The organism is Pseudomonas sp. VI4.1 (assembly GCF_002029345.1).
Lineage (GTDB): Bacteria > Pseudomonadota > Gammaproteobacteria > Pseudomonadales > Pseudomonadaceae > Aquipseudomonas.
This window is the reverse complement of the sequence record NZ_MULM01000153.1, coordinates 26,124-48,622: the sequence shown is the minus strand read 5'-3', so window position 1 is coordinate 48,622 and position 22,499 is coordinate 26,124. Positions and strand designations below refer to the sequence as shown.

Annotated in this window: 21 protein-coding genes and 4 pseudogenes; 13 read left to right on the top strand and 12 right to left on the bottom strand. The window is 61.0% G+C overall.

Going from position 1 to position 22,499, the window contains the following annotated elements; translation table 11 throughout:
- Positions 1-4: 4 nt before the first annotated feature.
- Both BZ163_RS15615 and BZ163_RS15610 read right to left on the bottom strand, forming a co-directional pair.
- The gene (locus BZ163_RS15615) at positions 5-388 is read right to left on the bottom strand and encodes a hypothetical protein (RefSeq protein ID WP_128871653.1); all 384 of its coding nucleotides are present in this window, start codon (positions 386-388) and stop codon (positions 5-7) included.
- A 5-nt stretch (positions 389-393) separates the two neighbouring features.
- A complete protein-coding gene (locus tag BZ163_RS15610) occupies positions 394-1,680 on the bottom strand; it encodes an SRPBCC family protein (protein WP_128871652.1) in 1,287 nt (428 codons plus the stop codon).
- Positions 1,681-1,918: 238 nt separating this feature from the next.
- On the opposite strand from BZ163_RS15610, the gene BZ163_RS15605 reads away from it, so the two are divergent.
- Positions 1,919-2,500: a TetR/AcrR family transcriptional regulator gene (locus tag BZ163_RS15605; protein WP_128871651.1), complete on the top strand. Its 582-nt coding sequence runs from the start codon at positions 1,919-1,921 to the stop codon at positions 2,498-2,500.
- Positions 2,501-2,599: 99 nt separating this feature from the next.
- On the opposite strand, the gene BZ163_RS15600 is transcribed toward BZ163_RS15605, so the two are convergent.
- The 3 genes from BZ163_RS15600 to BZ163_RS15590 all read right to left on the bottom strand — a co-directional run bounded on the left by BZ163_RS15600 (position 2,600) and on the right by BZ163_RS15590 (position 5,583).
- Positions 2,600-3,196: a DUF4157 domain-containing protein gene (locus tag BZ163_RS15600; RefSeq protein WP_128871650.1), complete on the bottom strand. Its 597-nt coding sequence runs from the start codon at positions 3,194-3,196 to the stop codon at positions 2,600-2,602.
- A 271-nt stretch (positions 3,197-3,467) separates the two neighbouring features.
- The gene (locus BZ163_RS15595; protein WP_128871649.1) at positions 3,468-4,640 is read right to left on the bottom strand and encodes an MFS transporter; all 1,173 of its coding nucleotides are present in this window, start codon (positions 4,638-4,640) and stop codon (positions 3,468-3,470) included.
- A 70-nt stretch (positions 4,641-4,710) separates the two neighbouring features.
- Positions 4,711-5,583, bottom strand: a complete 873-nt coding sequence (locus tag BZ163_RS15590; RefSeq protein ID WP_128871648.1) for an SDR family NAD(P)-dependent oxidoreductase — start codon at positions 5,581-5,583, stop codon at positions 4,711-4,713.
- 344 nt (positions 5,584-5,927) lie between these two features.
- Here BZ163_RS15590 and BZ163_RS15585 point away from each other — a divergent pair, with 344 nt between their 5' ends.
- The 7 genes and pseudogenes from BZ163_RS15585 (at position 5,928) to BZ163_RS15565 (ending at position 11,043) form a co-directional block, all read left to right on the top strand.
- Complete coding sequence (locus tag BZ163_RS15585) at positions 5,928-6,617, top strand: GntR family transcriptional regulator (protein ID WP_128871647.1); 690 nt, start codon at positions 5,928-5,930, stop codon at positions 6,615-6,617.
- Positions 6,618-6,639: 22 nt separating this feature from the next.
- The gene (locus BZ163_RS15580; RefSeq protein WP_128871646.1) at positions 6,640-7,317 is read left to right on the top strand and encodes a DUF2848 domain-containing protein; all 678 of its coding nucleotides are present in this window, start codon (positions 6,640-6,642) and stop codon (positions 7,315-7,317) included.
- Positions 7,318-7,324: 7 nt separating this feature from the next.
- Positions 7,325-7,705 (top strand): annotated as a pseudogene (locus BZ163_RS35675) (amidase family protein); the annotation flags it as partial.
- Positions 7,706-7,730: 25 nt separating this feature from the next.
- Entirely contained in the window at positions 7,731-8,096 is a 366-nt protein-coding gene (locus tag BZ163_RS35670; RefSeq protein ID WP_371916808.1) for an amidase family protein, read from the top strand.
- Positions 8,026-8,667: an amidase family protein gene (locus tag BZ163_RS35665; protein WP_256579042.1), complete on the top strand. Its 642-nt coding sequence runs from the start codon at positions 8,026-8,028 to the stop codon at positions 8,665-8,667. The genes BZ163_RS35670 and BZ163_RS35665 overlap by 71 nt, the downstream gene beginning before the upstream one ends.
- A gap of 151 nt (positions 8,668-8,818) precedes the next feature.
- Positions 8,819-10,153 carry an MFS transporter gene (locus tag BZ163_RS15570; protein WP_128871645.1) on the top strand — a complete coding sequence of 445 codons (1,335 nt, stop codon included), beginning with the start codon at positions 8,819-8,821 and terminating at the stop codon, positions 10,151-10,153.
- A gap of 329 nt (positions 10,154-10,482) precedes the next feature.
- On the top strand, positions 10,483-11,043 hold the full coding sequence (locus tag BZ163_RS15565) for a YSC84-related protein (RefSeq protein WP_128871644.1): 561 nt from the start codon (positions 10,483-10,485) through the stop codon (positions 11,041-11,043).
- A 95-nt stretch (positions 11,044-11,138) separates the two neighbouring features.
- Here BZ163_RS15565 and BZ163_RS15560 read toward each other — a convergent pair whose 3' ends face one another.
- The 3 genes and pseudogenes from BZ163_RS15560 to BZ163_RS15550 form a co-directional block, all read right to left on the bottom strand.
- Positions 11,139-12,242 carry an extracellular solute-binding protein gene (locus tag BZ163_RS15560; protein ID WP_128871643.1) on the bottom strand — a complete coding sequence of 368 codons (1,104 nt, stop codon included), beginning with the start codon at positions 12,240-12,242 and terminating at the stop codon, positions 11,139-11,141.
- A gap of 1 nt (position 12,243) precedes the next feature.
- A complete protein-coding gene (aguB, locus tag BZ163_RS15555) occupies positions 12,244-13,152 on the bottom strand; it encodes an N-carbamoylputrescine amidase (protein WP_128871642.1) in 909 nt (302 codons plus the stop codon).
- Between the two features lie 4 nt (positions 13,153-13,156).
- Positions 13,157-14,208 (bottom strand): annotated as a pseudogene (locus BZ163_RS15550) (agmatine/peptidylarginine deiminase).
- Positions 14,209-14,342: 134 nt separating this feature from the next.
- Between BZ163_RS15550 and BZ163_RS15545 the strand changes: the two are divergent.
- Positions 14,343-15,212: a LysR substrate-binding domain-containing protein gene (locus BZ163_RS15545; RefSeq protein ID WP_128871641.1), complete on the top strand. Its 870-nt coding sequence runs from the start codon at positions 14,343-14,345 to the stop codon at positions 15,210-15,212.
- A 190-nt stretch (positions 15,213-15,402) separates the two neighbouring features.
- Complete coding sequence (locus BZ163_RS15540) at positions 15,403-15,912, top strand: YkgB family protein (protein WP_128871640.1); 510 nt, start codon at positions 15,403-15,405, stop codon at positions 15,910-15,912.
- Positions 15,913-15,957: 45 nt separating this feature from the next.
- Here BZ163_RS15540 and BZ163_RS15535 read toward each other — a convergent pair whose 3' ends face one another.
- Positions 15,958-16,803: an AraC family transcriptional regulator gene (locus tag BZ163_RS15535; RefSeq protein ID WP_128871639.1), complete on the bottom strand. Its 846-nt coding sequence runs from the start codon at positions 16,801-16,803 to the stop codon at positions 15,958-15,960.
- 169 nt (positions 16,804-16,972) lie between these two features.
- Between BZ163_RS15535 and BZ163_RS15530 the strand changes: the two genes are divergently transcribed.
- Both BZ163_RS15530 and BZ163_RS15525 read left to right on the top strand, forming a co-directional pair.
- Positions 16,973-17,377, top strand: coding sequence for an antitoxin Xre-like helix-turn-helix domain-containing protein (locus BZ163_RS15530; protein ID WP_128871638.1), 405 nt, complete (start codon positions 16,973-16,975; stop codon positions 17,375-17,377).
- The gene (locus BZ163_RS15525; RefSeq protein WP_128871637.1) at positions 17,371-18,069 is read left to right on the top strand and encodes an RES family NAD+ phosphorylase; all 699 of its coding nucleotides are present in this window, start codon (positions 17,371-17,373) and stop codon (positions 18,067-18,069) included. Before BZ163_RS15530 ends, BZ163_RS15525 begins: the two co-directional genes overlap by 7 nt.
- 235 nt (positions 18,070-18,304) lie before the next feature.
- Here BZ163_RS15525 and BZ163_RS15520 read toward each other — a convergent pair whose 3' ends face one another.
- Both BZ163_RS15520 and BZ163_RS15515 read right to left on the bottom strand, forming a co-directional pair.
- Positions 18,305-19,978 carry a tetratricopeptide repeat protein gene (locus BZ163_RS15520; protein ID WP_128871636.1) on the bottom strand — a complete coding sequence of 558 codons (1,674 nt, stop codon included), beginning with the start codon at positions 19,976-19,978 and terminating at the stop codon, positions 18,305-18,307.
- Between the two features lie 187 nt (positions 19,979-20,165).
- A pseudogene (locus BZ163_RS15515) lies at positions 20,166-20,237 on the bottom strand (AsnC family transcriptional regulator); the annotation flags it as partial.
- A 102-nt stretch (positions 20,238-20,339) separates the two neighbouring features.
- Between BZ163_RS15515 and BZ163_RS15510 the strand changes: the two are divergent.
- Positions 20,340-20,876 carry a cupin gene (locus BZ163_RS15510; RefSeq protein WP_128871635.1) on the top strand — a complete coding sequence of 179 codons (537 nt, stop codon included), beginning with the start codon at positions 20,340-20,342 and terminating at the stop codon, positions 20,874-20,876.
- 82 nt (positions 20,877-20,958) lie between these two features.
- Here the strand turns inward: BZ163_RS15510 and gabP are convergent.
- A pseudogene (gabP, locus tag BZ163_RS15505) lies at positions 20,959-22,358 on the bottom strand (GABA permease).
- Between the last annotated feature and the right edge of the window lie 141 nt (positions 22,359-22,499).

Sequence of the window (22,499 nt, the reverse complement as noted above, 5' to 3'; positions counted from 1 at the left end):
GCGCTCAATAGACTGGCTTGAGAGAAAAATCTTCTTCCGCCACGAATCGGCGCGGATCGAATCCGTACACCACTTCCTGCTGGTTGTAGCATTCGACGGTGGGGGCGATTTCGGCCAACGACAGCAGCAACTTGAGCAAGATGGTCTCCACCTCGTCGAGCTCTGCCAGGGGCTTGCGGTTGAGGAACGCAAGCAGCTCGTCGAGCTGCGCCAGCATGGCGTCCTTGAAGGCGATGATGCTGGGCATCGACTGGCGATGACGCTGGATATTGCGTTCGGTTTCGGTTGCCAGCGCCCACACGCCGACATAGGCCTGCAGCGCATGGAACGCTTCAGGCAACAGCACGTTGACCGGGTGATCGACCTGGGAAGTTGCAATCATGTTCATGGTATTCACTCCGCAGCGGCTTGAGCGGCATTGCGTTCCAGCATGCGCTCGACAGCGTGATAGTTATGGCGCACGAGCACTTCGTTGTCCTGCAGGAACATGAAGCGCTTGGCCCCGGTTTCTGCAGCCTTTTGCGTGCGTTCGACAGTGCTCATGTCTTCGAGCAGCACGTCGCGCAAGGCGACTTTCATGTACTCGACGAAGAAGCGCCCACCCGCCGTGGTCATCTCCGGGTAGAACACCCGGCACTCCACGCGCGTGCGGTTGTAGGCCGTGGGGCGGAAGGTGTAGCACTGGAAGTAGTTGGGGCGCAGGGACAGGTACAGGTCTGGAAACACCACGTTGATGTCGAACAACCAGTTGGGACTCTTGGTCCAGTTCATGCCTTCGGGCAATGCCTCGATGGGGAAGTCGTATTTTGCGCTACCCGCGGCACCGCGCAGCGCGGCCGCCGAGATCGGCTTGGTCTTGCTCGCCTCGACCAACGCTTCGGCAAATGCTGCCCCGCCTTCGGTCATGGCCTTGGGGTTGCCGTAGACCGACTTCGGATTGCCCGACAGAGACAATCGACGATGGTATTCGCCGCACAGCGCGCCGAGCGGCGGCATGGCGCCATGTTCGTCCTTCTCCACCGCGTCGGCGATCGACAGGCCGTGGATGTAGGCCACGTGGTAGGCCTCCTGGAAAGCGTCCAGGGCCAACTTCCAGTTGCACTCCACTTCACTCACCCAGGAAAACCCGGAGGTCAGTTTTTCGAAGGGGTAACCTTCGATCGAACCGAACATGGGCTTGAGGTAATCCTCAAGGGATTGCGCGGGCTGGGCCTGCATGTTGATGAAGATGAAGCCTTGCCAGATTTCGCAGGCGACTCGCACAAGGCCATTGGCGGACTTGTCCAGGTCGAAAAAGCTTTCCTCTTCCGGCACGCCCGTCAGGTTGCCGTCCAGGTCAAACGCCCAGCCGTGGAACTTGCAGGAGAACTTGCGGGTGGTGCCGCACTTCTCGTAGGCAATCTGGTTCACCCGGTGCGAGCACACGTTGTGCATCGCATTGATCTGCCCCTTCTTGTTGCGCACGACAATGATCGAGGCATCGGCGCACGCCAGCTCCTTGACCATGTAATCCCCAGCGTTGGGGATTTCCTCAACCCGTCCTACCTCAAGCCAGGTCTTCTTGAAGATGTGTTCTTTTTCCCGCGCGTAGTACTCGGGAGAGATGTAGGGCTCAACCGGCACCGGGCCTTTGCCCAGCTCGGGATAGTCGTCAGTAATAAAGGTGCGCTTGATGCTCATTATTTTTCTCAAACCTCATCAGGTCGTCCAATTAACGAATGTCATTCTGTTATCTGGCGTGATCATCTGTCAATAGCCAATGAATAAGGCTAACAAACCGCAGCAATACCCTTATAAAACGAGTACCAGTCTTTAAAGAATGATTGAATTGAAGGATGGGGGCACCGTAACGGCGCTAACTGATATGATTCGCAGTCCATGGCACGAGCGTGCGAGAGCGATCAAACAGGAGTAATGCGTGGCGCAAATCAAAAAAATGGAAATCCGCGATGCCATCGTCGAATCCGCATTCACCTTGTTTAAACGCAAGGGCTACACGGCGACCACCATGAGCAGCATCGCCCGCGAAGCCGGGGTGACGGTGTCGAACCTGTACGTTTACTTCGATTCCAAATTCCTGATTCTCTATGCGATTTACACGCCTTGGTTTGAAGACCAAGTCACCCGACTGAAGGACTCCGTCAGCCGCTTGCGCCAGCCACGGGCGCGGCTTAAACGAATACTGATCGGCGTTTGGTCAGAGCTGCCCGTGGCCGACCAGGCCTTTGCCAACTGCATGATCGAAGCGCTGGCGAGCGCCCCTCGCCAACAGGGCAAACCCAATGACCTGCTCAAGTGGGCAGAAGCGCAGATCAGCGAAATGATGTTCGATACCCTTCCCGAGGACCGCCATCACCTGCTCACCGACGGCCTCCTGGCACATACTCTGTGGATGGCATTTGACGGGTTTGTGATCAATCAACGCGTGGGCGATTGCCGCGACATGGGAAAAATCGCAGATCTGTTCACCGAGATGCTGTTACCCGATTCAACCAAATGAAATCTCGAAAGACGCCGACCTTTACCCGCTCGCCCGGCAACCGGATGGGACTCGGCGCAGCCTGAAGGAAGCGCCCCGGACAGGCAGCTTCGCTTCCCGTCAGCGAGCCCCTTCCCGCACCCACCGCCGGACCTCGACCTGTACGGCATAGGCCGGGGCCTCCACCGCATTGAAATCCTGGGTGTAGCGCTGGGCAAATCCTGCTACCCCCCATTCCTGATACTGCTGCACGTGCTTGAGTTCGTGAGCCCAGAGCGCGATGTCCTGCTCCGCGGCTTGAGCGTCCCGGAACAGGATGATGTCGATCAGCATCACGGCACCGACATCGGGGTTTTGCAGCATGGCCGTGGCGGCGTTGAATTGACCGTTGTCGCTGATTTTGTAGCGCGCGGTATCGAGGACGCCGGGGGCGTACCAGCGCAGCAGTTGCTCGCGGATGTGCGGTGGAACGGGTTGGGTGCCGGCGCTGGCGGCTTCGGCGCGGGCTTGGGTCAGCCACAGCGCCAGGGCCGGTGCCGCGACCTGGAAGATGCCATCAGGCAGGGGGTCGAGCAGCGGCCCCAGGTCTGGCAGGCAGATGCAGCTGTCCAGGCACACTGGTTTCTCGCCAGCCGGACAGACGTTGGGCTGGGCTGGCACTTCAAGGGTCAGGCAAAGAACCGACAGCGCCACCAGGCGCGTGGTGATGGGCGACATTGGGCGCTCCGGGTACAGCGCGATTAGACAGCTAGCTATCTGTTGACGAAAGCCTGAAGTATTCATTTGAGCTTACAGATTCTAGAACGGCAATATCCAACTGGACACCGCACCTCACACCATACGCTGCGATGCCGAAGGCGAGCGAGTGCGGCGCTTCATGGGCATCAATACGCTTTCGCCAAACCTGTCTGCCACCGCGGACCCTGCGTAGGCGGGGTGCGTAGCGACGAGGAACGTCGCACCGGGTTCCGCTCACGGCAGTCGACGCTCAGGCCAACCCTGGCAGCTTGATCTGCAGGCGCCGTGCCAGCAAGCCGGCAAAGGCCAACACCGGCAGGATCGCCGTGGCAAAGGCCAGCCATAACAATGGCGAGAACCCGTCGCCGACGAGGGAGCCGGCCAGTGCCGGGCCGGTCATGGAACTCAGGGCGAATGCGGCGGGAATCAGCATGATCGAGCGTCCGCTGGGGTCCAGGCGGGCAATCGCCGCAGTTTGAAAAATGCAGCCCCAGGTGAAACCGACTTCCCAGATCCAGGCACCCAGCGCGTACATCAAAAATCCCTTGGCGCAGCCCAGCAGGATCAGCCCGAGACTGATCACCGCAAACACCAGCAGATGCGGCAGGCGCGCGCCCAGGCGATCACCCATGGCCGCCAGGGTCAGCGCGGCGGCCCCCCCCAGCAGTTTCAACACGGCGAAGACGATGCCCAGCTCGGTGGGTTGCAGCGCCAGGCCATGGCCCAAACGCTCCAGGAACGCCCACAGACCGATCTGTCCGGCGCCGAACAGGAAGAAAGCCGCGAGCGCGAAATACGCCGGCAACGGAAAACTGAAGCGGGCGTAAAGGGAGCGCTCGCCAACGACGTCGACCGCCTTGGCGAAATCGCTGCGCCGCGGTAGTGCCAGGGCGCTCAGGCTCAACAACAGAATGATCGCCGCCAGTACGAGTGCCGCGCCGGCATAGTGAAACCGTGCCACGACCAACGAAGGCAAGGCGAACAGCAAGGCGGCAACCAGGCCCAGTTCAATGCCCTGACGCACCCCCAATGCGCGTTCCTTGTCCGCCATTTCGCTCATGATGCGCAGCCCGAGGCAGGTCATCAGCGAGGCAAAGAAACCAATCAGCGCCCACAGCGGCGCTTGCGCCTGCGCCGGCAAGCGAGCGGACGCCAGCAACGCCAGCGCGGCGCCCACCGCGCAGCCAACGGTCAGATAACGCCAGTTCATCCGGTCGATGAACGCCACCGCCACCAGCGTCCCGACCAGGTAACCGGCAAAACAGATGGAGCCCAGTTGGCCGATTTGTGCGGCATCGAAGCTGAAACTGTCGGCGAGCGCGCCCAGCAGGATGGGTAATGTGTTGAAAGGCAGGCCGCCAATGGTCGAAGCCAGACTGGCGGCCAGCATGAAGGTCAACGTGGTGCGGCGACTGATGCTCATTCCCCTCTCCTGTCCCTGGTGCTGTCAGCGCTGGTCGACCGTGATGATCTGACTAGACGCAGGCAGCGGCTTATCGCCAGTCCGCCACAATCCCATGCTCCAGCGCGAAAGGCTGGCAGGCGATGGTGCGACGTTGATGGTCGACGGCCTGTTCAGCGGTGGCCAGCCAGAGCATGACAGCGGCGGGCACCTCGGGGGGCGCCGAGCCGGCACGCAGCGCGATCACACCGCGATCGCCGATGGTGGCCTTGAGCGCATCGGTGGTGACCACCCCCGGATTGACCGTAAAGCCACGAATGCCCGACTCGCCCAGTTCGACCGCGAGAATGCCCGACAGGCGTGACACCGCCGCTTTGCCAGCCCCGTAGGCGTAGCCCCAGCCGCCCTTGCCTGCGGCGACCGGAGGGTCGGTTTCACCCGCGCCGGAGGTCACATTGATGATCACGCCGCCACCCTGTTCGACCATCCCGGCCACCACCGCACGGGTCAGCAGAAAGGGTGACATGACATACCCCTGAAATACCCGCTCCAGGGTGTCGGGCTGCAGTTGCATGAACGGCAGGTTGAGGTCGCTGCCCTGGTAGATGGCGTTGTTGACCAATACATCGACACGACCGAACTCGCTGAACACCGCTGCACTGGCGTCCAGTACCGAAGCGCTGTCGAGCAAGTCCATGCGCACCACCAGGGCCTTGCGGCCCATGGCCCGGATTTGCGCAGCGGTCGCATTGAGGCTGCCGGACAATGGCGAGCCATCGGCATAACGCAAGGCATGGTCGTGGCTTTCGCCCTCGTCCAGGGTGCGCGCACTGATCGCCACATCGAACCCGGCACGGGCGAATGCCAGCGCCGTTTCGCGGCCGATACCGCGACTGGCGCCGGTGACGAATGCCACTTTGTTCGTGGTCGCCAAAGTGGAACCGCTGACGGCTGTAACTGGCATGGGGTTTCTCCTTGAGGATTCAGGCTCAGTATCGACAGGCGGCAGTGTCAACGACTACGTCCGCTTGGACTACTAGCGAATCACGCCACGCAGCGGCCACCGCGTACGGCCATACGGGCGAGGTGCTCTGAGGAGCACCTTGCCCGCACAAAAATCGGTCACGCGGGTACAAAACCGGGCACAAAAGTAACAAGTAACACTTCCCATTGGACCGCCTGCGCGTCGCAGGTGTGGGTACAGCCCTTATAAACCGCGACTCTCTGCCAATTCATGGGAAATGGCATGACCCTTGCTCCCTCCACTGATAATCATCTGATATATCAGATGATTATCAGGAGTGAGATATGTCTGAACCTATCGATTTTTCCAGCCATCGCCAGCCCGCGATGGCCCCCGTGAAAAGCGCAGCACAAATGCGCGAACTCGCCTACGCGCAAATCAAGCAGCGGATTATCAGCTGCGAGTTTCGCCCCGGTGATGCGATCAATGAAGCGCAATTGACGGCGGCACTGGGGCTTGGCCGCACGCCGATCCATCAAGCGCTGCACCGCCTGGAAGTGGAAGGCATGGTCACGATCATGCCGCGCAAGGGCGTGATGGTGACTGCCCTGTCCCTCAACGATGTGCTCGACATGATCGAAGTGCGCGTGAGCAACGAACAGCTGTGCATCAAGCTGGCGGTTGAGCGGGCTCACGACTCCGAGATCCAGGCCATGCGCGACATTCTCGAGCGCACGCCCGCCCTGCTGGCCAAACACGACGTGGCAGGGCTGATGTCGCTGGACCTGCAGTTCCACATGTCGATTTCCGCCGCCGCACACAATCGCGTGCTGGCCGAACTGCTGCGCAACCTTCACGAGAAACAGGCGCGCTTCTGGTACCTGACCCTGTCGGAAAACCACCATAGCGAACGCATCTACCACGAGCATCTGCAAATCCTCGAGGCGCTGGAACAGCGCGACGGCGACGCTGCCGTCGCGGCGATCCATCACCACATCGACGATTTCCGTCGCGCCATCATGCGCACCCTTTAATCACTGATCACGAGAGTTCTTCATGACCCAATTGACATTCCAGGTAGTCGGCCAGGGCGAACACCAGACCAGCATCAAGCACTTGATTATCGCTGGCTGGGCGGGACGCAACAGCGCAGCGGTGGAGCACCACATTGCCGAACTGGAAGCGCTGGGCGTGCGCCGTCCGACGCAGATTCCGTGTTTCTACCGGGTCTCGGCCAGCCTGCTGAACAACGCCGACAGCATCCAGGTTCCGGGCAAGGACTCATCCGGGGAGACCGAATTCGTGCTGCTCCCCAGCGAGCAAGGGCTATTGATCGGCCTGGGTTCGGATCACACCGATCGCAAGGTCGAAAGCTATGACGTCACGGTTTCCAAGCAGATGTGCGACAAACCCATCGCCCGGCAGGTTTGGCGTTATGCCGAAGTTCAAGGGCATTGGGATCAATTGGTGATGCGCACCTGGCGGGTGCGTGACGGTGTGCGTGCGCTGTATCAACAGGGCCCGGTGACTAACCTGCTGGCGCCGGAAACGCTGCTGGCAAAACTCAACAGCGACGCTTCGCTGCCAGCGGACACTGCCATGTTCTGCGGTACGCAATCGGTGATCGGCGAACTGGGTTATGGCGAAGCCTTTGAAATGGAGCTGTTCGATCCCGTACTCAACCGCAGCCTGCGCCACCAGTACGGTGTCGAGCCGCTGCCTGTCGCGGAGTGAATAGAAGATGAAGGATATTGCACAGTTCGCCCAGGCGCTGGCAGACGGCCGTACCACCAGTGTCACCTTGGTCAAGGAAGCGTTGATCCGTATCGAAGCGCATCGTGCGGCGGGTGGGGTTGCCTACATCAGCGTCGATGCCGAAGGTGCCTTGCAGGCTGCGCAGGCCAGCGATCTGGCACGGGCTTCAGGTTACGTGCCCTCGCCCTTGGCCGGGCTTCCGGTCTCGATCAAAGACCTGTTCGATGTGGCCGGACAGGTCACTGCGGCCGGTTCCAGCCTGCTGGCCGATGCGCCGCCCGCCAGCAGCGCTGCGCTCGTGGTCGAACGGCTGAGATCGGCCGGCGCCATTTTGCTGGGCCGCACCAATATGAGCGAGTTCGCCTTTTCCGGATTGGGGCTGAACCCGCACTATGGCACGCCGCTCACGCCGTCAGCGGCTGACCGGCATCGCCGGCGGCTCCAGCTCTGGCGCCGCCGTGAGCGTGGCATTGGGCATGGCCGTCGCCGGGCTGGGCACCGACACCGGTGGCTCCATCCGGATCCCCGCCGCGTTCTGCCGCCTGACCGGGTTCAAGCCCAGTGCCAGCCGAGTCCCCATGGCCGGCACGTTCCCCTTGGCCGTCAGCCTGGACTCTGTCGGCGCCCTGTCACGCAGCGTCGCCGACTGCATCCTGCTCGACCGGATTCTCACCGGCGAGCAGCTGGATACCCGCGCCGCCCCCCCTGGCCGGGCTGCGCCTGGCGGTCACCCGGGATTTTGTCCTCGATCAGGTTGATGCCGGCGTCTCAGCGGCCTTCGAACGCGCCCTGGACCTGCTCGCCAAGGCAGGCGCCTGCATCCGCTGGTTCGACTTTCCGGAACTGCATGAACTGCCCCGTATCAACGCGGCTGGCGGGCTGACGGCTGCCGAAGCCTGGCACGGCCATCGCCAGTGGCTCCAGGGCGACACGCCCAGTGCTGATGACACGCGCGTCGCCCAACGCATCCGCCGCGGCGCGGCCATCAGTGCAGCCGATTACCTGGACATTCGCAGCGAACGCCAACGCCTGATCAGCGTGGCGGGTGAGCGTCTGGGCGACGCCGACGCCTGGTTGATGCCCACTGTCGCCGTGGTCCCGCCGAAGTTGGCAGACCTCGCTGAAGACGCTGCATTTTTCGCCACCAATGGCCTGGTATTGCGCAACACCAGCGTGATCAATTTCCTCGACGGTTGCGCCCTGAGCCTGCCTTGCCAGCGCGGCGACGAGTTGCCGGTCGGGCTGTCGATCGCCGGCCTGCATGGCCAGGACGCTCGTGTCCTGCAGGTGTCTCGCGCTATCGAGGCACTGTTGCAAGAGCACACGTGATGCACGGCCGCTGAACCAGGGGCAGGCCCGGCCTGCCCTGTTTTACCTGACTGACTCACCGAAAAAAATACACGGCAGCCCCTCGTGCGGCCTCACTCGCCTGCCAATCGGCTTGCGTGCCCAACTGCGCAACGAATTGACGAGATAACTTATGAACCGAAGTCACGCAAGTTCAACCATGGCGATCGACCTCGACCCGAAGACGGTCGAAGTGGCGGCCGTCTATCGCAAGATCGCCTGGCGCCTTCTCCCGTTTCTGGTGTTTCTCTTCGTCCTGGCCTGGATCGACCGGGTCAACGTCGGTTTCGCCAAGCTGGCCATGCTGCAGGACCTGGGTTTCAGCGAAGCCGTTTATGGCCTGGGCGCCGGCATATTCTTCATCGGTTACTTCATCTTCGAAGTGCCCAGCAATCTGCTGCTGGAAAAAATCGGCGCCCGCCGCACCCTGGCGCGCATCACCATCATGTGGGGCCTGACGTCCATCGCCATGGCGTACGTCGAAAGCGCCTGGTCGTTCTATGTGCTGCGGTTTCTACTCGGGGCCTTTGAAGCAGGCTTCTTTCCTGGCGTGGTGCTGTATCTCACCTACTGGTTTCCAGCGGCGCAGCGGGCCAAGATCAACGGCATGTTCATGACCTCCTTCGCCATTGCCGGCGTCGTCGGCGGCCCACTGGCCGGGTTCATCATGAGTCGCATGGTGGGGGTCGGCAGCCTGGCCAACTGGCAATGGCTGTTCATCCTCGAAGGCATTCCTTCGGTGATCGCCGGGTTCCTGGTCCTGCGTTATCTCCCGGAGAAACCGGCCAATGCCAAATGGCTGAGCCCGGCGCAACGCACAATGGTCAGCGACACCATCGCCCGCGAAGACAAGGCGCCAGGCAAACACAGCGACCTGCGTTCCTTGCTGCGTTATCCCAAGCTGTGGTTATGCGCGCTGGTGTATTTCTGCCTGGTCAGTGGCAACGCGACCATTGCGTTCTGGACGCCATCGGTCATCAAGTCGTTGGGCGTCGATGACAATATGCACATCGGCCTGCTCTCCTCGATCCCCTTTATCCTGGGCACCGTGGCGATGCTGTGGAACGGCTTTCACTCCGACAAGACCGCTGAACGCCGTGTGCACTGCGCGATGGCAGCGCTGCTCGCCGGCCTCGGATTAATCTGCACCGGCCTGTTCATCGGCAATGCCGTGCTGGCGCTGGTCTCCCTGACCATTGCCGCCATGGGCATTCTTGCCGCCTTTCCGGTGTTCTGGTCGATTCCCGGCGCATTCCTGGCAGGCACCGCCGCCGCGGGGGGCATTGCGCTGATCAACTGCATCGGCAATCTCGCCGGCTTCGTCGCGCCCTACATGATCGGATGGCTGAAAACCCAGACCGGTAGCCTGTCCGCTGGACTGTATATGGTCGCAGGCTTTGAAATACTCGCGGGTGTGTTGCTCCTGCTGTTATTCAAAGGGATCAAGGTGAGCAAGTCGCAGGTTTGAGCCGCGATCCATACCTGACCGTCGGAGCACAACGTCGACAATCGAATCGGCGTTGTGTTTCCCTGATATCTATAAAACATATGAACGATGGCCCTCTACTCCTCTGCCAAATGTCGCTTTGAATGACGAACCCCGCCCCCGCGCAGAGGTCAAAGCCAGTGATGACCTCGCCAATGATCATGGGCCGCTTCTGAGCGGCTTCAATCAAGGGCGAAGCCAGGAGCTCACACACTTTAGGGTGCGCCGGATAATTTCAGTAGGCTCGGATTCTGCCGAGGGCAGGCGCTGACTGCTGCTCACATCCAATGCTCCCGTATCGGAGTACGAAAATGACTCAGTCAATGCGCTTCTTCCTATCGATCGTCCTCGCGACAGCCTCACTGGCCTCGGCGAGCTTGCTGAACACTGCAGGTGCGGCAACCGCCGAGGATCTGAATGCCGACTCCCGGCAAGCGTTGCAAACGCTTTACAAGGCCACGCCCTTTGCCGAAACCATTTCGCACAACGCCAAGGCGATACTGGTCTTTCCGAAAATCATCAAGGCCGGCCTGGTGTTTGGCGGCAGCTATGGTGAGGGCACATTGATGAAGGGCAAGCAAGTAGAGGCCTATTACAACTCCGTCACCGGATCATGGGGGCTGCAGGCAGGCGCCCAGTCCTATGGCTATGCGGTGTTCCTGATGACCGATAAAGCCGTGAAGTATGTCCGCGAAACCAAGGGCTGGGAAATCGGCGTAGGGCCGACTGTGGTCGTGGTCGATGAAGGGGTGGCGAAGAATCTGTCCAGCTCCACCTTGAAGGACGACGCCTATGCGTTCATTTTCGACCAGCAGGGGTTAATGGCCGGGGTGAGCATCGAAGGCACCAAGATTTCCCTGATCAAGCGCTAACGCCGGCTGTCTGGCGCAGGGATGCGCCAGATGCAAAAAGTGCCCGGGCAGTGCGGCCTGAAAGCCGTGTTGATCTCAATAGCGTCCGCCTGAAATCATTTCCCCGCCGCCGTCTTGAACTTGGTCCAGGTTCGCATGCGCGCCCGCATGTCGGACTGGGGGATGTCCTTGCCGGGAATCAGCCGGGCATATGTGGCTTCATCGATGTAAATGTCCGGGTTGTCGCGCATGGTCGAATCGACACTTGGGCGAGCCTTGGCGTTGGAGGTCGGGTAGCCGGTGAAGTTGCTGATGGCGGCCATGTTCTCCGCACGCATGACGAAATTGATGAACGCGTAGGCGTATTCCGGATGCCGGGCGTCGACCGGAATCGCCATGGTGTCCATCCACACCGTGGTGCCTTCACGGGGAATGCGGTACTGGAACGCGGTGTTCTTGCCGGCGGAGTCCGCCGCCCGTTGTGCCTGGGTCATGTCGCCGCTGTAGCCGAGCGACAGGCACAGGTTACCGTTCACCAGGTCGGTCACCGGCTGCGACTGGAACTTGCGGATGTAAGGTCTCAGCTTCAGCAACAGTTCACTCGCCGCCGCCAGGTCTTGCGGCTTTGCGCTACGAGGTTCGCGGCCCAGATAGTTGAGCACCACCGCCAGCACTTCGTCGGGCGAGTCGATCATGGAGATGCCGCAATCGGCAAATTTTGCGGCCAGTTCCGGTTTGAACAGCATGTCCAGGCTGTTGACCGGGGCATCCGCCAAACGCTGTTTGATTTGCCCGGCATTGTAGGTAAGGCCGATGGTCCCCCAGGTGTAGGGGACGGTGGCCTGGCTCGAATGTTCATACTGCGAACGCAGCTTCTGCAGGCCGGGCTCGATGTCACCCAGGGCGGTGAGTCGCGAGCGGTCCAGCGGTTGCAGGCTGCCGGCGCGCATCAAGCGTTCGGCGACGGTGTCGCCCGGGAAGATCAGGTCATACCCGCTGCCACCGGCGAGCATTTTGGCTTCCAGCGTCTCACTGCCATCCATGACGTCGTAGATTACCTTGATCCCGGTTTCGGCAGTGAACCGGCTGAGGGTGTCCTCGGCGAAATAGTCGGCCCAGTTGTACAGCCTGAGGGTCTTCTCATCCGCGTGCAGCACCGGCAGGGTACAGCCGAGCGCCAGGCCCAGGGCGCCGCTCAACAGCGTGTTGATCCTGTGCATATCAAACCCCTTGAGTAGTCCAACGTGGATTGAGTTGACGACCGTCCTGAGTCAATAACGCGCCGTACATCTCCGGGCGACGGTCGCGGTAGATTCCCCAGCTGCGGCGTTCTTCGCCCATGGCCGCCAGGTCCAGGCTGTGCACCAGCACGCCAGTACTGTCGCGGTCGGTCTCGGCGAGCAACTGGCCCTTGTGATTGCAGATGAAGGACGAGCCATAGAAGCTCATGTGCAGGGCAGGATCAGTGGTGGCCACCTCGCGGCCGACGCGGTTGGCTGCCACTACCGGCAGTAGATTGGCGGCAGCGTGACCGCGCATGGTTATCTGCCAGTGGTCACGGGAATCCAGCGTTGCGCAGCCGGGCTCAGAGCCGATGGCGGTGGGAAACAGCAAGACTTCAGCGCCCATCAACGCCAGGCAGCGAGCGGTCTCGGGGAACCACTGGTCCCAGCAGATCCCCACGCCGAGGCGCCCGAACGCCGTGTCCCAGACACGAAAACCGCTATCGCCAGGGCTGAAGTATTCCTTCTCCTGGTAGCCTATGGCGTTAGGAATGTGGGTCTTGCGATACACACCCAGCAGGCGCCCGTCGGCATCAGCCACGCTCAATGAATTGAAACAGGCATTGCCGGCCTTTTCGAACCAGCTCAGCGGCAGCACCACCCCCAACTCCCTGGCCAGTGCGGCAAAGCGTTTGAGCACCGGGCTGTGCCGATACTCCTCGGCCAAGGCCAGGTGTTTATGGTTTTGCTCAATGCAGAAGTACGGTGTGGCAAACAGTTCCTGCAACAGGATGACCTGGGCGCCCTTCCCGGCCGCCTCTCGCACCAGTTGCTCGGCCTGATCGAGGTTGTGTTGCAAGTCCCAGGTGCAGGGCATCTGCGTCGTGGCAATCGTCAGCAAGTTCATGGCTTCAAACCCCCACTGACCAGGCGGGCTGTTGCTGGGTGATGCAATGCACACCGCCACCGCCATGGGCCAGGTGATTGATCCGCACCGGCACCACTTCGCGCCCAGGGAACGCCTGGCTCAATACGCCGGCTGCCACGTTGTCGGCATCAATACCGTAGGCCGGCATGATGATGGCGTCGTTGGCGATGTAGAAATTGGTGTAGGAGGCGCAGAACACTTCAGCCTCGGTGTCCACGGCATCGCTGGCTTCATACAATTCGATCAGTTCGAACGGTCGGCCTCGGGCATCGGTGGCCAGCTCCAGCGCGCGACGATTTTCGCGGGCCACTTCGGCATACACCGACTGCCGGTCATGGGTGGCGTCCACCAGCAAAACCCCTGGACGGGCGAAAGAGCACACGCCATCGACGTGGCCGTCGGTCATGTCGCCAGTCACATAGTCCGGATCCCCGGGCAGCCAGATCGTTTTCTTCACCCCCAGCAGACGCGAGAAGATTTCCTCTATCTGCGCCTTGCTCACGCCCGGATTGCGATTGGGGTTGAGCAATACCGATTCGTGGTGATCAGCGTGCCTTCGCCGTCGACATGGATGGCCCCGCCTTCATTGCTCAGCGCCGTGCCAAAGCACTCCATGCCCAAGTGATTGAGAGCGCGGCGAGCCAGGCTTTCATCCAGATCGTGAGCTGACTTGCCACCCCAGGCGTTGAAGCGCCAGCTCACCCCGGCCACGCCCTGTTGCGGGTGACAGATGAAACTCGGGCCGGAGTCCCGGCACCAGCTGTCGTTCACCGCCAGCTCGATCAATTCGATGTTCGGCCCACACAGCGTTTTGGCGCTGGCGACAGCAGAAGGATCGATCACCAGTTTCACCGGTTCGAAACGGGCGATGGCATTGGCCACTCGAGCGAAGTCCTGTTGCACCTGCGTCAATGTCACACCCCAACCGGACTCCCAGAGCGCCGTGTTGTGTGGCCAGACCATCCAGGTGGCAGCGTGCCTGACCCACTCGGCCGGCATCATCCAACCACTGTTTCGAACTTTATCCTGCTGCATGACAAGTACCTTTAAGTTAAGTCATTGTGTTCAATGAAAACTGCTTGGGTGGTCCTGGCATGCATGCTACGGCCGTAAAAACAGGCAAACAAACGATGGATTTTGCCGACAACTGATTAGAGGAACTTATCTATATGCTCAAACACTGGCCGCCTCTGAGCACCCTTCGCGGCTTTGAAGCTGCCGCCCGGCTCGGCAGCTTCCACAAGGCGGCTGACGAGCTGCACCTGACCCAATCGGCGATCAGCCAGCAGATTCGCAGCCTCGAGGCATACCTTGAACAACCCTTGTTCCATCGAAGCGGACGCAGCGTCAGCCTGACCGATGCCGGGCACGATCTGCTCAGCACCACCCAGGCGTTGCTGCAACAACTGGCCGTCGGCATTCGCCGGCTGGGGCAGTACCAGAAACCCAACCAGCTGGTCCTCAACACCACCCCGGCGTTCGCCCGTCATTGGCTGTTGCCGCGCCTGGGGGACTTTCGCCGTGAACATCCGGAAGTAGACCTGTGGATTTTCAGTACCGATGAAGTCCCGGACCTGACCCGCCAGACCATCGACCTCGCGGTGCGCGACGACATCAGTTCCCAGGCCGAGTGCAGCTTCAAGGTGCTGCACGCCGACCGGCTCTACCCGGCTTGTCACCCGGACCTTTTGACGCTGCCGCGGGAACAGCGCACGACCCTTCACGGCGAGCGGGAAATGGACTGGAGTCACTGGGCGGTAGAGGCAGGCATCGATGTCGGCCAGAAAGATCAGGGGCTGAACTTCTCCGATCCCGGCCTGCTGCTGGACGCCGCGTGTGCGGGGCTCGGTATCGCCTTGGTCAGCCGACTGCTGAGCCAGCAGGCGCTCGCCAATGGCCTGTTGCAACCTTTGGTGGAGCGATCCATCCGCGGTCCGAACTGGGCGCTGCTGACCCACCGTGACAGTGAGAACAATGCACTGGCGCGAAGCTTCAGCGAATGGCTGCAGAGTCACCTGGAGGATCGCCCGACGGGTTGAGCCACTGATGTCAGGCAGCCTCGACCCTGACATCGCCCTCCTCGTTCAAGACCGGCGGTAGGTCAAGACGATCTGCACAGTTCTCGATACGTTCAGGACCCACGCGCGTGGAGACACAGACAACAATGTCGCCACGCCCAACGTAAACCGCGCTGGGTTTCGAGTCATCACACTATTGGAAGCCTTGCTCATGACTACCTTGAATATCGAGAACGACAGCATCATCGACAGATCCAGGAAATTTTCGCTGGGGGTTAGAACCACGGCGCTTGGCACCTACGGTGTGTTCTTTGCACTCGCCGTCATCTACTTCTGGTTCGGCGGCATGAAGTTCACGCACTATGAAGCACAGGGCCTGGTGCCGCTGGTGAGCAACAGCCCGTTCCTCGGTTGGGTGTATGAGGTTTTCAGTGTCGATACCTTCTCCAGTCTGCTCGGCGTCCTGGAAGTCTCGATCGGTGTGCTGATTGCCGGTCGCGTGCTGTCACCCAAGTTTTCGCTGATCGGTGGCGTGTTGTCTGCGGGACTGTTCTTCACCACCTTGAGCTTTATGTTCTCGACACCCGGCGTGATCGAGCCCGGCCTCGGCTTCCCGGCCATTACCGTTGCACCGGGCCAGTTCCTGCTCAAGGACATCGGGCTGCTTGCCGCTTCCATCTTCGTCGCCGGCCATTCCCTGACTGCGCTGGAAAACCGTTGAACCGATGACTTTGCTCTTGGAATGGCCTGAAGCAGTTCGATGCTTTCAGGCCATTGCCCCATCATCCTCCCCCGCCGAATCCTTCATCCAGCCCCGTGGACTGCAGCCCGTCTTGCGCCGAAACGCGCGAGCAAGCGCCGATGGACTTTCATAACCGACCTCGGCGGCGATGAGCGTAATCGGTCGCCCTTCACGCAGGCGCTTCTGCGCCAGGCTGATCCGCCAACTCAACAGATAATCGGCAGGCGTCTGCCCTATGACGGCCCGAAAATGCACGGCATAGGCCGCGCGAGACATGTTCGATTCGCTCGCCAGCCCCGCCACCGACCAGGCACGCTGGGGTGCGTTGTGTATTTGCACCAGGGAGCGCGCCAGCCGCACATCCGCCAGTCCAGCCATCATGCCGGTACGCAATTGCCGATGGTCGAGCAGATGCCTGAACAACAAGATGATCAGTAGTTCGAACAAGCGATCCAGCGCGGCCTCCCGGCCACAATGCCCGCCTGCCGCCTCATCGAACATCCATTTGAGTGTATCGGCCAGCAGCGGCAGCTCATCCAGGGACAACACCAGGATGTCGGGTAACGACGCCGACAACGGGTTATCGACGCCGCCCTCGAACTGCATGGCCGCACACAGGAGTTGAGCCCCCTCGGGCTCACTGGCGAACAGTTGATGTCGGCTGGGGCGTGGCAGGAAAATCAGGCTGGGCCGGGTCAGCAGCAGGTCCTTGCGCTCAGGCCCCAGCAACGTGACGGTACCTGCCTGGAGCAAGTGGATATGGCCGCGCTGGTCAGCGCCGTCATATGACGCCATGCCGCATAACCTGCCGTTGTAAAACAGGTTTGCACGCACGCCGAACTGCGAAAACAACGTAGACAGGCGATCCATGGGCAATCTCGTTGCGAGATATAGACGCCCAGTAGCATATCACTGGCAGCTTTCGATCCCGTTTTGGTGGCAGGCGCTGGATTCCGTTCGTCCACTGGTCGAGATGCCTTGCTCTATAGATTCAATATAACTATATTTGAATCTATAGATTCAACGTGAGGTATTAAACATGGCCGTCGCCCTCCAGGAACAGACATTCACCAAGCACCAGTGCGTAACAGGTCTGCGTGCGGCGGTTGGCATTCTCGAAAAATGGGCCGCGTCCAGCGATCAGGCCTGCCGCATCCTGCGCATTTCCCGCAGCACCTACACCCGCGCCAGGCAGCGCGATCCCGACTGGGCCGTGACGCTGGACTCGGACCAGATGCAGCGCATCAGTTTTGTGCTCAACATCCACGCCGCGCTGCGCCTGGTCTTCGACAACCCGGAAAATGTCTACGGGTTTCCATCGATGGCCAATGACAACGAGTTTTTCAATGGGCGCAGCCCGCTCGAGATCATGTCCCAGGGCGATATGATTTCCCTGTATGAAACCTTTCGGCGCATTGACGTGCTGCGGGGCGCGCAATGGTGAGGCTCGGCGAACTGGCCACGCTTGCCGGCGAGCAGTTACAGGCCTACCGACTGGTCAATTCGAAGTTTCCGCCGATCGCATTGTTTGATGATGTCGCCGATGCGGACGAGTTTGAGGTGCTGTATCAGATCCAGGCGTTGACCAATCCCAGGCTGAAAAACGAAATAGGTCACCTCGAGTTGATTCCACGAGCGCAGATCCCGTTCGGCATTCCTGGCTGTTCTTACGCGACCGCCCCTTTTACCCACGTCAACCCGGCGGGTTCGCGGTTCAGCGATGGCAGTTTTGGCGTGCTGTACCTGGCGGACTCCATGGAAACGGCGCTGGCCGAAGTCCGGCATCATCAGACGCTGTATTGGTCGAATGTGCCAAGCCTCAACTACGAGCGGTTTGTTTTCCGCGGACTGTCCTGTTCCTTTGTCGACGAAGCGATGAAGGATGCCGCGGCTATCCCGATGACCGACCCTGTCTATGCTCCTGACGATTACACCGATTCCCGTCGTCTGGGGCGGTCCGTCAAGGAAGCCGGATGTCCCGGCATTCGCTACAACTCGGTGCGCATGCAGGGCAGTCATTGCTGGGCGCTGATGACGCCACGACCGGTGTTATCGGTGATTCAAACGGCGCATTACGAGATGGTCTGGAATGGACAGGTCACCAGTGTCAGCAAGATCGTAGGAGCTGTCGAGTGAAGCGAGGCTGCGATCTTTTGATCTTGCCGTTGCCTTTGCCTTTGCCTTTGCCTTTGCCGAAGGTCTCAGGGGGCGACGCGTTTATTCAGAAATAAACGCGTTATCGTTGACGTCCATCGCGAGCAAGCTTGCTCCTACAGCGAAGGCGTCTTCATGGGCGATGCAAGGCTTGAGGCAGCCTTCGCCGGCAAGCCGGGCTCCTACAGGATTTGTGTAGGCCTGTCGGTTCCGGGCATCAGTTGCAACAACGCTCCCCCACCCGACAGAAACACGATGCCGTGATCTGCACATCAGCCCGGGCCATCGCCAGGTCGAGTCGCGTCTGTGCAGCGGCCGCTTCCGCATCCCGGCCCAGCCGTTTCAGGCATTCCACATAACCGTGCAGGCTCCACACATTGTCCAGATGCCAGGCCGCGCGGCTGAGGGTGTTGTCCAGCCCCAGATCGGCGCGGTAGGCCTGCAAGGCGTCTTCCACCCTGCCCTGCTCCAGCAACAGTGCGCCCAACGCATGCCGCACCGGTTGCATCCAGCCCCATGGCTCGTCGTAGGGCAGGTTGTCGTCCAGCGCCAGCGCCTGGCGCAAGTGGGCAAAGGCGCTGTCGTAGTTGCCTTTGCGGTACTCGATTTCCCCGCTGAGCATCGCGCCGGCCACCGCCAGGATGTCGATGCAGGTGTTGTTGAAGACGTAGCGGGTTGCCGGCACCCGGGTCAGGGCATTGCGGAAAAATTGCTGTTCGGTTTCTGCCGCGGCGACATGCCCGCAGGCGGCGTGCGCCACGCCCCTGGCGTAATGCAGCATGGCCGTGGTCACGCAGTACAGCGCCTGGTCGTTCGGCAACGGGATGGCGAGGATGTCCTGCCATTTGCCGAAGCGTATCTGCACATGGACCTTCATCGAAACGAAGCCTTCCAGCCAGTCGGCCATGGGCGGCTGTTCCACGCGCAGCAGTTCTTCGCGGATCGTCGCCTGCAGTTGCTCGGCTGCTTCCAGGGCCGGTCGGTACTGGCCGAGGAACATCGCCGAATAGAGTTTGAAGTGGTAATTGTGGCAACGGTACAGGGTGTAGAAGTTGAGCGGGCCTTCCTGTTCCAGGTATCGGCTGTCGGCCTGGATCGCCCGGCTGTTGGTGATCATCGCGCCACGGTAATCACCGCAGAGCACGTCGATGTGCGACGGCATATGGCGCAGATGCCCGGCGTCCGGCACCAGGTCGCGCAGGACATCGCCGGCGCGCAACGCCCGTTCCGGGTGCGGCGACATTTCCATGGTGTGCACGTACATGTGCAGCACGCCCGGGTGCGGCGCAGCACCGTGCTGTTCCATACGCTGCAGCGCCTGTTCCAGCACGGCCACCGCTTCGAGGGTGTCGGCACCCGCTGCCGGTTGACCGCTGCGCAGGTCCCACAACAGCCAGGGCGTGCGGTCGATCAGGGCTTCGGCAAACAGCGCGACGACGTCCGGATCATCGGCAAAGGACCGATAGACATCGCGCATGGACGCCGCATAGGCATCGTTCCAGCTGAAGAGTTGCTCAAGGCTCGCCGCCTGGCCGGCCTGGTAGCGTTGCTCCAGAGCCCGGATCAGCCCTTGCTCCACCGGCGAGGCACGGTCGATATGCGCCAGCGCGGCTTGCGTCGCCAGTCGGGCCTGGGCCACGGCCTCTTTCAACTCCTGCTCGATGAAGGCATCCCAGCGCTTGTTGTAGTTGGGACCCGAGGCGTAGGCGATGCCCCAGTAGGCCATTGCGCAATCGCGGTCGTGTTCGATCGCCTTGCGAAAACAGCGGATGGCTTCATCGTGGTTGTAGCCGTAGCACCAGGTCAATCCACGATCGAACCAGAGCTGGGCCTGGGCCGAACGGGTCGTCACCGGGCGGCTGTAGGTGCCCAGATCGTAATAGTCGTCCATCGATTCATCCTCCCGACCAGCGCCTGAAACCTCACAGGAAACCCGTGCAGACCCGAGAGGTGGTAGAGGTCTGGATTCCTGGAGACCATCGATAACTCAAGAGATCCAGCATACCCCGGCGGTGCTGGCTGAGCGGTGGAGCCGACGACAGGCCAGGTACGGTCGAGGACGATAAAACCTGCTCATATCACAGGGGCAACGGACGGTCTTGGATGACGCGTTTCATCACCAGGGTGAAGGTCAGTCGCTGGACGTCGGGTTAGCTGGAACGCACCTTTGCGAGTACAGGGAGTCATAGAAAACATGCCTCGTTCGTAACGACTTCACCATGCTGGCGTTGCCAGGTTCTGGAGGTTTCCCAATGGCCAATTCGCAAGCTGTAGCGACTCCCGTACAACCGCTGTTGCTCGAGCGCAACGGCTGGGTCCCCAACAACCCGCGCCTGCCGGTGCTCATTTACCCCAAGGCCATTGCCGTCCAGGGCAGCGACCCGGCCGCACTGTTCGAGAAGATTTTCAACGCCAATGGCTGGCCACCGCAATGGCGCTACGGCGTGTACAACTACCACCACTACCATACCGAAGGCCATGAAGTGCTTGGCATCGGCAGCGGCCACGCCCGCCTGATGCTGGGCGGGCCGCTGGGTCATGTGTTGGAGGTCGGCCCGGGCGATGTGTTGTTGCTGCCAGCGGGCACCGGCCATTGCAACCTGGAATCCAGCGACGACTTTCTGATGGTCGGCGCGTACCCGCCGGGGCAGCACGCCGATATCTGTCGCGAGGCGCCGACCGCCGCGCAACTGGCGAGCATCGACGCGCTGCCAATTCCCCACCGGGACCCGGTGCAGGGTGTGGACGGTGCGGTAGGCCAGTATTGGGTCAGTCAGCGTCAGCAATGAAAATCCCGGGAGCCGAACGCTCATTGACCGCGCTACTGGCGTCCAGCCTCAATCGGGCACAAGGCAGTCAATCCGGTTTGACCTAGCCCAGCGAGGCAGCCTTTTCGGGCTGCGGCTGTTCCCGCGAAGTCACCAGCCCGATAAAGGAAATCGCCAACGCCAGGCCGATGGTCGTACTCACCTCGGTACGGTGCTCCGGGGCGATCATCATGACCGCCAACGCTGCGCAAATGAACACGATCACCAGCCAGGTGAGCCACGGGAATAGCCACATGCGAAAGGTCAGTTCGACATTCTGCCGATGTAGCATCCGGCGCATACGCAGCTGCGACACCGCAATGGCCAGGTACACCAGCAAGGCAATGGCGCCGGAGCTGGCCAGCAGGAACTCAAACAGCCCGGCGGGCATGAAGTAGCTCCATACGGTGATCGCCCCGCCCAGCACGGTGCTGGCGATGACTGCTGCCCGGGGCACGCCTTCGGAGGAGGTCGCCTTCATCGCCTTCGGCGCATCGCCACGACGGCCAAGCGAGTACAGCATGCGCGAGGCAATGTAGATCGAGGAGTTCATGCAGCTGGCCACGGCGATCAACACCACCACGTCCACCATGAACTTGGCGTGGGGAATGTTCATGATTTCCAGTGCCCGCTGGTAGGAACCCACCGACGCCAGCAGCGGATCGTTCCAGGGCACCACGGAGATGACCACGAAAATCGACAACAGGTAGAACACGCCGATGCGCCAAATCACCGAACGCGTGGCTTTGGCAATGTTCTGCGACGGGTTGTCGGATTCGGCGGCGGCGATCGTGACCGCTTCCGTGCCGATGAAGCTGAACATGATGGTGATGAAAGCGCCGACGACCGCCGACAGGCCGTTGGGGGCAAAGCCGCCATGGTCGGCCATCAGTCCGCTCAAGCCGCTGACTTCCCGATCGGGAATCCAGCCCATCAGCACGGCAAAACCCACGCCGATGAAACCGATGATCGCTACCACTTTGGCCATGGCGAACCAGAATTCGAATTCGCCGTACTTGGAGACACTGAACAGATTGGTGATCACCAACGCAATGATCGACACCAGGGCGAACAGCCAGGCATCGATCTGGGGAAACCATTGGTTCAACACATGGCCGGCGCCAGTGCTTCGATCGGTATGACCAGCACCCAGAACCACCAGTAGAGCCAGCCAATGGTGAAGCCGGCCCAGCGTCCGATGGCCTGGTCGGCATAGGTGGAAAAAGACCCGGTGTCCGGGTTGGCAACCGCCATTTCACCCAGCATGCGCATGACCAGCACGACCAGCAGGCCGGAGAACAGGTACGCCAGCATGACGGCCGGGCCGGCCGCGGCGATGGCATGCCCGGAACCGACGAACAATCCTGCGCCGATGATTCCCGCGATAGACAGCATTGTGACGTGGCGTGGCTTGAAGCCCTGCGCCAATTGGCCATTCGAATCCTTGGAGGTCGGGCTGATCATTGGCTTCTATTCTTGAAAAGATGCGCCACCTTACCCGCCTTGTGCGCCAAATCGGTTACCTGATCGCGCCGCCGCCGTATCTGATCTCGCCACGCGCCCCCCCCCCCTGTAGGAGCTGGCTTGCCAGCGAAAGGGCCGTCA